Origin of the sequence: Myroides injenensis M09-0166, assembly GCF_000246945.1 — a bacterium.
GTDB lineage: Bacteria > Bacteroidota > Bacteroidia > Flavobacteriales > Flavobacteriaceae > Flavobacterium > Flavobacterium injenense.
Window position 1 is genome coordinate 1 of sequence record NZ_BAEX01000029.1, and the last position, 11,914, is coordinate 11,914.

At 29.2% G+C, this 11,914-nt stretch carries 9 protein-coding genes; 1 reads left to right on the plus strand and 8 read right to left on the minus strand.

The features are described from left to right. Positions 1 to 986 precede the first annotated feature (986 nt). The 8 genes from RH98_RS06460 to RH98_RS06495 all read right to left on the minus strand — a co-directional run bounded on the left by RH98_RS06460 (position 987) and on the right by RH98_RS06495 (position 10,634). Positions 987 to 2,492, minus strand: a complete 1,506-nt coding sequence (locus RH98_RS06460) for a sodium:solute symporter (protein ID WP_010252013.1) — start codon at positions 2,490 to 2,492, stop codon at positions 987 to 989. A 150-nt stretch (positions 2,493 to 2,642) separates the two neighbouring features. After that, complete coding sequence (locus RH98_RS06465; protein ID WP_010252016.1) at positions 2,643 to 4,217, minus strand: MFS transporter; 1,575 nt, start codon at positions 4,215 to 4,217, stop codon at positions 2,643 to 2,645. A gap of 6 nt (positions 4,218 to 4,223) precedes the next feature. Further along, entirely contained in the window at positions 4,224 to 5,267 is a 1,044-nt protein-coding gene (locus RH98_RS06470) for an HlyD family secretion protein (protein ID WP_010252019.1), read from the minus strand. Between the two features lie 10 nt (positions 5,268 to 5,277). Continuing rightward, on the minus strand, positions 5,278 to 6,603 hold the full coding sequence (locus tag RH98_RS06475; RefSeq protein WP_010252021.1) for a TolC family protein: 1,326 nt from the start codon (positions 6,601 to 6,603) through the stop codon (positions 5,278 to 5,280). A gap of 343 nt (positions 6,604 to 6,946) precedes the next feature. Continuing rightward, positions 6,947 to 7,882 (minus strand): siderophore ABC transporter substrate-binding protein, encoded by a 936-nt coding sequence (locus tag RH98_RS06480; protein ID WP_010252024.1) that lies wholly within the window; start codon positions 7,880 to 7,882, stop codon positions 6,947 to 6,949. 63 nt (positions 7,883 to 7,945) lie between these two features. Continuing rightward, complete coding sequence (locus RH98_RS06485; protein WP_010252026.1) at positions 7,946 to 8,707, minus strand: iron ABC transporter ATP-binding protein; 762 nt, start codon at positions 8,705 to 8,707, stop codon at positions 7,946 to 7,948. Further along, positions 8,704 to 9,651 carry an iron chelate uptake ABC transporter family permease subunit gene (locus RH98_RS06490; protein WP_036495497.1) on the minus strand — a complete coding sequence of 316 codons (948 nt, stop codon included), beginning with the start codon at positions 9,649 to 9,651 and terminating at the stop codon, positions 8,704 to 8,706. Before RH98_RS06490 ends, RH98_RS06485 begins: the two co-directional genes overlap by 4 nt. After that, the gene (locus RH98_RS06495; RefSeq protein WP_010252037.1) at positions 9,648 to 10,634 is read right to left on the minus strand and encodes an ABC transporter permease; all 987 of its coding nucleotides are present in this window, start codon (positions 10,632 to 10,634) and stop codon (positions 9,648 to 9,650) included. The genes RH98_RS06490 and RH98_RS06495 overlap by 4 nt, the downstream gene beginning before the upstream one ends. A gap of 276 nt (positions 10,635 to 10,910) precedes the next feature. Here RH98_RS06495 and RH98_RS06500 point away from each other — a divergent pair, with 276 nt between their 5' ends. After that, positions 10,911 to 11,699, plus strand: coding sequence for an AraC family transcriptional regulator (locus RH98_RS06500; RefSeq protein WP_010252040.1), 789 nt, complete (start codon positions 10,911 to 10,913; stop codon positions 11,697 to 11,699). Positions 11,700 to 11,914 lie beyond the last annotated feature (215 nt).

An 11,914-nucleotide genomic window follows, 5' to 3' on the forward strand; every position in this document is an offset into this window, starting at 1 on the left:
TTAGTAATGGCTACTAAATAGATTTTGATATCGCATATTATCTTTATGTATCAATAGGTTATGAGGTTTACTGTAAACATTTTAACTATCTGCACAAAATAAAAAAACACCTCACTTTTTTTAAATCCTTAAAAATGTATCTAGTTAAATTACAGTATTTTAAGTTGAAAATAATCTATTTGGCTAAAATCGGAGGGCTTGATAAAGCTAGTATTCATAAGCCTTAGAGCTAAATCCTTTAACACTTCTTCAACACTTCGCCATGATTGCTCCATATAGAAGGCTATTTGTTGAAGGAGTCTTGAAGCACTGTTGACGCATTGTTGAAAAAATCATATCCTCTATAGTAATATAGGCGTATATAGAGTTTATTGTTCTAAGAATCTTTTTAGGTACTTTTATTCAAAAAGAAAATTGAATAATATATGATTAACTATTAAGCTTTTTAAAAATAAAACAGCTAGAATGAATCGGATAAGCGATTATATGATGAAGTCATCTTGATTTTTTAGTTTATATAAAAAAGCAATAACTACCTCATAATGGATAGCTTTTTGATTTAAAACCTCTTTGTAGAAGGGGCAAGTATGAAACTATATCTAATTCTAGACTATCTTGGTGGAGTTCTGCTCGGAAAGGTTGTTTTTTTTTGTTTAGCGACACAAATTTCTATATTACCTCTTTATTTTACTAAAGTCAAGACGACCTCATATAGTTTTCAAATATGAATTAAAAGATTATCTTATAAAAGAAATTTGAAGAACGCTTTTATCTATGAGTGAATTCAGCAGCGTAATTCATAAGATTATTTCTTGCCTATAATGGTTTATCAGACTTTTTTTATGTGATATTTTGAAAAAAATACGATTAGGGTTGTTGTACCTATATCTAATCTCACAGAATTTCTTTTAGTTTATTTAGTGAGGGTCATTATAATTATATTTTTCTAAAAGATATTAATATAGCGCATATATATATGTTCTTTACTATTCTTGATTACCTACTAGTTTTATTTTTTTGCTTATTAATAGCAGTAAGATGACTGTGATAAAGCCATTAACTAGTATTAGTTCATTATCGAATACATATCCATTAAGGAATTTTTGAGAATTATTACTTATCCATAATGTTATGAATGGAGCAGCAATACATATATATGGCACATATTTATCTTTTACAGTTTTATGTTTAAATATTATAGCAAAAGCAAATAATCCAAGTAATGGTCCGTAGGTATAAGATGCAATCTTAAAAATCATACTTACGACAGAAGCATCATTAATAGCATTAAATAGAATAATGACTAAAAACATTAATATGGAGAATGAGAAGTGTACTATTTTTCTTTTCCAAACGTTGGTTGGGTCATTTTTCTTCTTATCCATATTTAAAAAATCAATACAGAACGAAGTGGTTAGCGCTGTTAATGCTGAATCAGTCGTTGCAAAAGTAGCTGCTGTTAATCCTAGTAAAAAGATTACTGCTGGTACTAGTGTTAAATAATTAAAGGCTATTTCGGGAAATAATAAGTCAGTTCTGGGTTTACCTGTTAAGTGATCTAATGGAACTTCTATACCATATTGATTAGCATAAATATAAAGTAGTGCTCCTACACCTAAGAAGAGTAGATTTATTAATACAAATACAGCAGTAAAAGAGTACATATTTTTTTGAGCCTCTTTTATATTTTCGCAACTTAAGTTTTTTTGCATTAGGTCTTGATCAAGTCCTACCATTGCAAGCGTTACGAATATCCCTCCTATAAATTGTTTAAGAAAGTGATAACGATTTGAAATAAAATCTTCGAAGAAAAAGATTTTAGAATAATTACTGTTCTTTATGGTCTCAAAAGCTTCTATAGGACCTAGATCTAAACTATTACAAATGAATATAATAGTAAAAATCACTGAGGCTACTAGAAAGAAAGTTTGTAGAGTATCTGTAATAATAATGGTCTTTAAACCTCCTTTATATGTATAAGCATATATCAGTAGTAACGAAATTAATACTGTAGCAAAAAAAGGTATTCCATAATAATCAAAGACATAACGTTGTAACACAATGACAACGAGATATAATCTAAAAGCAGATCCTATGGTTCTGCTCAATAAGAAGATTAAAGCAGCTGATTTATAACTATAAAAACCTAATCTTTTTTCAATATAAGTATAAATGGAGACTAAATTATATCTATAATACAAAGGCAATAAAATAGATGCGGTAAGTAAAAAACCAACTGCATTTCCTAAAACAAATTGAAAATATTTAAACTGTTCTCCATTAGGTGAGCCTACTTCACCAGGTACTGATATAAAAGTGACTCCTGACAATGCAGTACCTATCATTCCGAAAGCAACTAAGTACCATTTAGAATTTTTATTAGCGCTAAAGAAAGTGTCATTACTACTATCCTTTCGACTAACGTATTGTGAAATAGCAATTAATATTCCAAAATATAAAATAATAATGGTGATGATAACCGTAGGAGTCATATGAAGTTTTGCGTTTAATGATGTCTTATGCCAAATGTAATTATTTTTAGATTTATAAATTATTATTTATTTGTAGATTGTAGATATGAACTAATATATCTACAATCTTTACTAGTATCTGTTTTTGTCTAGTAAAAGGGTAATGTGCTTTTATGTACTTTTTTTAAGTAAGTTTTTCATACTTGGTAATATGATTAGAACAAGGATAAGAATAACAATTCCAATAAGCATGATGTCATAATAATCTCTAATTGATCGTGCTAGGATTTGACTATTAATCATGTTGTTAAAATAATTATTTGCTGCTGTTTTTGCTGTATAGCTATCACTACCCGAGTTTATATAAGCATTCTGAATACCATTTATAGTTTCTTGTAATTGAGGGTTTATTGTATTTATATAATCTTGTACTTTTTCTCTTACAGCAGCTTTGGTATATAATTGCGTATAATTGTTTATAGAAATACTCGCACAAAAACCTACAAATCTTGCAAAGATGCCTATAAAAGATGCATTAAAGGCTATCTTTGGTGACAGCGTTGATGCTGTAAATAGAACAGTTGGAACAAATAAAGCTCCTGTTGCTAGACCATAAATAAACATAGGTAGGATAAAATCTGCTGTTTCCCCAACTGTTGAAACGAAAAGTAGCATATAAATATAGTACAATGCTAAAATAACGAAACCTATTGTAATTAATTTAAATAGTGATTTTCCCTGTAATACAAACCGTGCAGTTATTATCGAACTAAGAAGTGTTCCTACTAGATTAGTGCTCCATATTGGTATTATATTCAAAGGGTTAATTCCTAATACAGCTTCTAAATACCCATAGGTCAAACCTGTGGTTCCCTTAAACACATAGAAAGCAAAAAGAAGAAATAGTCCAATAATAAAATTTCTAGTTTTAAAAAGGCGCAGATTTATCAGTGGACGCTTAATTCTATTTTCACGAATTATAAAAGAGATGAGCAGTATTACATTTAGCAAAGTTAAATAGGTAATTAATCTACTATCATACCAATTTAGTTGTTGTCCATAAACTAATATAAAACCAAGAATTAAACAAAATGCAGCATAGAAAATAAACCCAAACCAATCTACTTGGTAGAGTGGGAGCTTTTTTTGAAATCGCCCACCACTATTCATCGTTAATACTACTAATATTACAACTGGTACGAGTAGTATATTCAGACCATAAAATAGCCAATTAAAATTATAGAAGTGAAGTACAATTGTACAGTAAGTCGCGCATATAGGAATTGAAATTTGTAGACCAGTATAAAAAATTGTATAACCAATTACTCTTGAACGTGTAGAATGAAGTCTTGGGAAAGTTAGATTCAACACTATACTACACAATAAGGCACAAGCAATTCCTTGAATAAAACGGCTGATCATAAAGATACCCCAATCTTTGGTATAGAAACATATAAAATAAGTGATAGAATTTAGAGCTAAGCCAATCAATAGGTAGCGTCTAGAGGTTAGGTATTTTACAATTCTATAATCTAGCGCTAAATAAGCTACAACGGCTGCATACATAAGTACAACAGAGTATTGCACATCTGCTGGTTCAATTCCATAATATCCTGTAATACTTTCAGGATTATTATAATACAATGCGAAACTGAATAGGGAAGTCATAAGTACGGCATATATCACCGTTTTTGCTAGCCATTCAGGTACCCATTGTTTAAATATTGGAATAGTTGTAATTTGCATTGTTTCTTATCTTTTTATATATACATCAGCATTCATTCCTGCCAATAGTTTAGCTAATTTGTCTTTGTCATCAGTAAGTTTTATTCTTACTGGAACGCGTTGAATCACTTTGACAAAGTTTCCTGTAGCATTATCTGGAGGTAATAATGAATAACGAGAACCTGTAGTCGGAGATATAGACTCAATGGTTCCATAAAATTTCTCATGTGGAAAAGCATCGACTTCTATAATAGTTTTTTGTCCAACTTTAAAATTCCCAATCTGTGTTTCTTTGAAGTTGGCAACAACCCACTTTTCTTCACTTTCATTTTTTAAAAAAACTAATGTTTGATCAGCTTGTACTAATTGACCTTCTTGCACTGTTTTCTTTCCTAGTTGACCATCAAATGGTACAGTGATCACAGTATATTTTATATCAAGCTCTTGTCTAGCTAATAATATTTCTTTTGTTTTTATTTCAGCATCAATTGCTAATCGCTGAGCTTTAATATCAGCTAGTTTTGATTCCGCTACTTTTAAACTGGCATTAGTTTCTTCATAATCTGATTTACTTATCATTAAAGTAGTATATACATTTTCAAACTTTTGTTGCGTTGTAGATTCATCTTTAAGGAGATTTCTATAGCGCTCATACTCTTGTTGTTGCTGTTCTAGTTTTGCTCTAGAACCAAGGATACGAGCTTTTATTACTTCTATATTTTTTTCTTGAGTTTCTTTATTAGCATCTAGTATAGGTAGTTTAGAACGTGAACTCATTAATTCTGCTAACGCTGCCTCTTGTTTTAATCTAAACTCTTCAGGCTCTATGAGCACTAATGTGTCTCCGCGATGTACTTTCTGGTTATCTTTAAAAAATAGCTTTCCAATATAACCGCCTATTTTTACATTTATAGGAGAAAGGTAAGCATCGACTTGGGCATCATTAGTTTGCTCATATTTGTAAGTTTTCCAAAAGTAACAACCTCCCCATATAATGATTGCGATTAATAATAATATTCCAAACCATTTAGTAGAGATAATTACAATTTTATCTATTTTATTGTTGTTCATGATTTTAATTTTAAAGAATTCCTGTTTTTACTAAAAGTTTTATATGACTTAATAACACATTAATTTTAGCAGATGTTAATGCGAATTTTGCTTCTAAAAGTATGTTTTCCGCATCTAATAAATCTGTTAACATAGATTCTTGATTTAGATAACTATTTCGTATTATTCTGACACTTTCAGTATTTTGTATTATATTTTCTTCTGCAGTTTTTACACTTTCTATAGCTTGCATTTGTTGTGCATGAGCCTCTTTAATATCTACAGTTAACTCATCTTTTTTTATTTGTAATCTTTTTATTTCTTGGAGACTCTCATTTTTAGCTTTAGCTATTTTATGTTTATTGCGATAAAAGTTATCTAATGAAAGTGATAGCTTAATTCCTGTTTGTCCATATCCCCATATATTTCTAGAGTAAGGGTAAAAAGAAGATTGTGGGTAGGTATAATTATAGCCTGAATACAAAGAAACTTTAGGAGATAGATCTGCTTTTATTTGTTTAATAGTTAGTTCACTAATAGTTATATCATTGAGTATGATTTTGTATTCTGGAGACTTTTCGAGTGCAAGATTTACGTATTCGATATAGTTAGTATCTTTCGCTAGGTTGTCGGGAATGATAATTTGCTCATTACTGATTTTAATATCTTCTTCATTATTCTTTCCCATTAAAATATTGAGACGTTGCTTAGCTATATCTATTTTTCTTTCAATATCTGAATAGCTTAATTCTAATTGTGACAACTTAACCGTAGCTCTTAATACATCACTTTTTAAGACGATACCATTTTTGTAAAGACTTTCTATTGTCGCTAATTGTTTTTTTTCTGATGTGATTTCTGCAAACAGAAAGTCCTTGAACTGTAGAAATTTATATAAATCATAATAGGCGATTGCTGACGCATATCTTATATTATTTCTTTGTAAATTATAGTTGTTTTGTTGACGCGTATTCTCTTCTTTTTTAATAGTGATGTTGCGACTATCTTTTCCACCATTGTATATATTGAAATCAAATTGGTAACCAAAATTATAACCATATTTAGATACTGGATAATAATCAGGTTTTGAAAGGAATCCGCTATTATATACTGGCATTTTAGTATTTAATCCAATATTCCCTTTTAAAGAAAGTTCGGGTAATAAGTTCTCCTTTGCTAGCAAGATTTCTAGGTTACTTTCTTTTAGTCCTAACTCTGATAATTGTATATTTTTATTTTGAGAATCTATTGTATTCCATATCATTTCTAATGATAGTAATTGATCTCTATTATATGTCTGTGCTTTCAGCCAAATAGGGCTTGTAATTAGTATAATTGTAATTATATATTTGTTCATGGTTTAAATGCTTAAATATTAATTACAAAATTATTTAATGAGCATAAAGCTTATTTTATAATAATAGCCTATGTTTTACTGATTCAGGACACTGTGTTTTGGTGTATTTAGAAAGTAATATGAGATGTTTTCTCTATTTTATATATGGGTTTATAGTAATGCACTATCATGTTTTAGTCATAACCTTATAAGATGTTTTTAATTGGTTTATTTTTTTTAAATAATAAAACTACTATTTGCTTGTAAGGGACAGGTTTTTAAAAGTATAACAACAAAAAAGTGAGTAGGATAGATCAATCTATTCTACTCACTTTTTTTGTATATTAACTTCTAAATAAGAATCTTACTTATAACCTTGTAAGATTTCATCTACCATTTTTTCCATAGAATATGAACCTCCACCTGATAGATACCAAACATTAGGATCTAAATAGACAATGCGATTGTTTTTAAAAGCATTTGTTTTTTGCACAAGTAAGTTTTCAATTTCTTTTGTATTAGGCTTGTTTTTATCAATGATAAGGTTTCTATCAATAACGTATAATATATTAGGATTGTGCTCGCTGATATATTCACTAGATACTACAGTGCCATGTATTGAAGCGTCTTTATTGTCATCAACAGGTACTGCTTTTAAGTCATTATAAACAAATCCATATCTTGATTTTGAGCCAAAAGTACTGAAAGTACCATTGTTATATAATAAAATCATAATTTTGCTTGGGCTTTGCGAAATAAGATCAGCTGCTTGTTCTATTTTATTGTTTATTTCTTCTGATTTCTTAGCCACAGCATCTTCTATATCAAATATTTTTCCTAAGTTATCCATATTTCTTTGTGCAGAATTTTTAAAATCATCGTTATCAATACCTAGGTAAATAGTAGGTGCAATCTGCTTTAAGTCGTCATAATCCTTAGCTTGTAATGCTGATATTATAATAAGATCAGGATGAATAGCACTTACTAATTCTAAATTAGGAGCAAGTACTGATCCAGCATCCAATATATTTGTATCATCCCTGAAATTTTCAAGATGAGTAGGTACAAAATCTTTTGGCATACCTGCAATTGGAATATTAAATTCTTTTAAAGTTTCTAGCATTCCCATATCAAATACCACAACTTTTTTGGGCTGTAGAGGAACATCTGTTTCTCCTAGTTCATGTTTAATAGTTATTAGTTCTGTATCTACATCTGCTGTTTTTTTTGGGTTATTGTTATTACAACTTGTAACCAAAATAGAGATAATTGATAATAGCGAGAATAAAGCATTTTTCATGTTATCTAATTTTAAAGTGATTTAATTATAATTATTATTTATTTTTTGAATTTGAAAATGATTTTAAGGTTTATAATAATTGCAGATTAGACTATTATTATCTTGAATAACCTTAAAGTTGATATCATATAGGTCTTTTAAAATATCTTCTTTTATTATGTTTTCAGTTTTGTCTATACAGACAATTTTTCCTTCTTTCATTCCAATAATAATATCAGAATAGTTCGCAGCAAAGTTGATGTCATGTATAACCATTATTATCGTTTTATTATATTCTTTAACTAATTGCTCAGTAAGTTGCATGGTACTTAGACAATGTTTCATATCTAGATTATTTAGAGGTTCATCTAGTAATATGTAATCTGTATCTTGCGCAAATACCATCGCTAAAAAAACACGTTGAAGTTGACCACCACTGATTTCATCTATATAAGCATTACTCATATTTGTTAGATTCATAATATCAATTGCTTCATCTATTTTATTTTGATCATGTAGTGTTAAATTGCCTTGACTATGTGGGAATCTACCAAATGCTATTAACTCTTTTACTTTTAGTTTTAAATCATAAGCATTGTGCTGTTTTAGATATGACATTTTTTTTGCCAGTTCATGTAACTGGTATTTGTTTATATCTTTTCCATCTATGCTTATTTGCCCACTATCTGTTTCTTCTAATCGCGAGATAATCGACAGTAATGTTGACTTTCCAGCTCCATTAGGTCCTATAAGTGATACTACATTACCTTTTGGAACTGTAAAGTCAACGTTGTACAATACTTGATTCTTTCCGTAATTTTTATTTAATGACTTGACGCTTATCATTTACTTTTCAATGACTTAATAATTAATAAAATAAAATATCCACCTCCTATTAGATTGATGAGAACACTTAAGCTATGTCTATAATTAAGAAAGTGTTCAATACTAAATTGAGCAACTAATAGAAGGATTAGTGTTATTCCAATTGCTAATCCAATTGTTTCTTTGTGAGCAGAACTACGAGATAATTTATAACTGATATTTGAGATAAATACACCTACAAACGTTATAGGACCTATCAGAGCAGTAGAGACAGCAACTAATACAGATATTCCTAATAATTGTTTTCTAGCAATTTTATCATAATTAACACCTAGACTAAAAGATGTTTCTCGCCCAAGACTAAGGATATTTAAGTATTTAAAACTCCGAAAAAGATAAATGAATACTAAAAATGTAATTCCAAAAGACATTAATAATGTGTCAGTAGAAGTTCTATTTAAAGAGGCAAATACAGCTCCTTGGATATAACCATACTCATTAGGATCAATTGTCATTTGTAGAAATTGTGTAGAGGTATTGAAAAAAATACCTAATACTAATCCTATTAATAGAATAAAGTAAACGTTTCTTTTTTTATTCCTAAATAGAAAAATGTATAATAGAAAGGAATAAACTACCATTAGGATAACTGCAAAAATAAACCCCCAACTTTTAGAACGGAATATGTCGCTTTCAGAACCTAATATTATTAACATTATTACTTGAGAGAATACATAAAGGTGTTCATATCCCATCAGTGATGGAGTGAGGATTTTATTTGATGAAATTGTCTGAAAGACAATTGTGGAGTAAGCTATAGTAATGCTAACTAATATTATTGTACAAAGTCTTTGTAATCTATTCAGCAATATAAAATCATTTGAAAAATCTATTTTATAAGTGGCGAATATACTGACAAGAACTATTGCTAGTAGAGCGATTATAATTTGTCTTAAATATCTCATCGATTTTTCTTTATTAGGATGAATAAAAAGATTAATGCTCCTACTGAACCTATAATCATACTAGTTGGTATCTCATAAGGAGCAATAATAACTCTACCTATTATATCGCATAGTACTAATGCAATAGAACCAAAACAGGCAATAAAAGGAAGGTTTTTATGGGCATCATCACCATAAATGAGAGAGACAAGATTAGGAATAATAAGATCTATAAATGGAATTGTACCTACAGTTAAGATAGTTGTGCTAACCATAATAGAGGTTAATAGTAACCCTATATTGACAATTGTAGTATAATTAACGCCAATGTTTTGTGAGAAAGCTTTCCCTAATGCTACTATAGTAAATTTACGAGCATAGAGGTAACAAATAATTCCTAAAGGGAAAATGAGATAGATTATTTCATATTGACCTTGCATAGACTGTGCAAAATTTCCTACCATCCAACTTTCCATATTCTGAATGATATTAAGCTCTACACCAATAATATTTGCAATTGAATTTAAAATATAACCATACATAACGCCTAAGACGGGAATCATAATAGTTTGTCTTTTTACAATTCGTCTTATTGAAAACGTAAATATCGCTGTTAGTCCAAAACAAAAAACTACACCAAATAGTAATTTGAGAAGCATATTTTCACCTGGGAAAAGGAAAAGTCCAAAGAGGATACCTAATTTTGCTGCATCCAATGTACCAGCAGTAGTAGGCGAGATAAACTTATTCTGAGATATTTGTTGTAATATCACTCCACATATTGAAAGTCCTGCTCCTGTAAGTACCAATGTAATTGTACGTGGGATTCTGCTAATGAGTAATAAGTCAGATTGAATATTACCAGTATATAGCTTTTTAAATTCAAATCCTTTAACTCCAACAAAAACGGATAGAATACATATCACAAACAAGCAAAGGAGTAGTAAGAATAGACTTGTTTTTTTATTTAATAAACTGTTATTGATTTTAAGTGTAGTATTCATTAACTTATTTAGTCTTATTCAAAATTAAGACAGCGAAATTACTTTTGTAATAGAATATTTATTTTACATAACGAGCCAAAAGTTTGCTCATTCAGGACAAATAGGTGTTTTTAATGCCTTTTTGTATTTAAGTTTTAAATTTATCGGAGTACTTATAAATAAAAGGAAAAATATTAAAGTGACGATCTGTTTTCCTAATCTAAGTGTTAGATAAGAATAGAATTAATTGAAAGTGAATTATAAATAATAAAACTATTATTTACTAATTTTGGACATATGAGCAGTATTAGAGAATTAAATGAAAAAATAGATTCATTTCCAACTTCAATATTATTATTGAAGCAACAATTGGAACAGAAGTTGCCAAAACATAAACATGGTAAGGGGCAATTATTACTTGTATTTGGTGGTATAGCTTATTTACAGACAAAAGAAAAAGATTATTATATTCCATCTAATCATTATATCTGGATTCCCAAAAAATACACACATTGTTTAATGTTTAATTCTCAAGATTTACATATTATAAATATTTATTTTCCTGATAATAGCGATTCAAGTAATTCTTTTTATGATGAGCTAGGCATCTACCCCGTTAGTAAGTTACTGTTAGAAATGCTTAAGTTTAGTGATAGTTGGAGTGGTAATTTTTATCGTGGTTCTTGGGAGTATGAATATTTAACAACGTTAAAACATTTGCTTCCTAAAGAAAATTTGAGAAAATTTTCAATTCAACTACCAACTACAGAAGATGTAAAGCTCAATGCAGTTATAGATTTTATAAAAGAGAACTTAAATGAAACGCTGACATTAGAAATGACGGCAACCAAGTTTGGGGTTAGTATACGTAGCCTAACAAGAATGTTTCAGAACAAACTCCATATTTCCTTTATTCAATATGTCAAAATGCTCCGAGTTATACGAGCAATGGAAATATTAAAAGATACCGACATGACGGTTAGTGAAGTGGCGTATGAGGTGGGATATTCAAGTCTATCTGCTTTTAGTAATACTTTTCTTGTTTTGACGAATATGCGACCTTCTGAATTCAAAGCTATATTATAGGAATGACTTAAGGATTTAAGCGAATTGATTTTTAATAATATTTTCATCACTAAAAAATAGTAAGTAAAAACTGTTGTTTTTTGGTGAGAGTGCCACTTTAAAGCTAGTATCAATAAATCTATAAAAGTTAATTCTTTAACTCTGTCTAGAGATTTTATTAGTTTGAGGGAGATGTATTGAAACCATCTTATGATAGTGTTGACGTATTCACACAT

What these genes read in the sequence shown, in the direction of transcription:
- RH98_RS06460 (WP_010252013.1), bottom strand. Translation starts at nt 2,492, where the DNA reads ATGACTCCTACGGTTATCATCACCATTATTATTTTATATTTTGGAATA.
- RH98_RS06465 (WP_010252016.1), bottom strand. Translation starts at nt 4,217, where the DNA reads ATGCAAATTACAACTATTCCAATATTTAAACAATGGGTACCTGAATGG.
- RH98_RS06470 (WP_010252019.1), bottom strand. Translation starts at nt 5,267, where the DNA reads ATGAACAACAATAAAATAGATAAAATTGTAATTATCTCTACTAAATGG.
- RH98_RS06475 (WP_010252021.1), bottom strand. Translation starts at nt 6,603, where the DNA reads ATGAACAAATATATAATTACAATTATACTAATTACAAGCCCTATTTGG.
- RH98_RS06480 (WP_010252024.1), bottom strand. Translation starts at nt 7,882, where the DNA reads ATGAAAAATGCTTTATTCTCGCTATTATCAATTATCTCTATTTTGGTT.
- RH98_RS06485 (WP_010252026.1), bottom strand. Translation starts at nt 8,707, where the DNA reads ATGATAAGCGTCAAGTCATTAAATAAAAATTACGGAAAGAATCAAGTA.
- RH98_RS06490 (WP_036495497.1), bottom strand. Translation starts at nt 9,651, where the DNA reads ATGAGATATTTAAGACAAATTATAATCGCTCTACTAGCAATAGTTCTT.
- RH98_RS06495 (WP_010252037.1), bottom strand. Translation starts at nt 10,634, where the DNA reads ATGAATACTACACTTAAAATCAATAACAGTTTATTAAATAAAAAAACA.
- RH98_RS06500 (WP_010252040.1), top strand. Translation starts at nt 10,911, where the DNA reads ATGAGCAGTATTAGAGAATTAAATGAAAAAATAGATTCATTTCCAACT.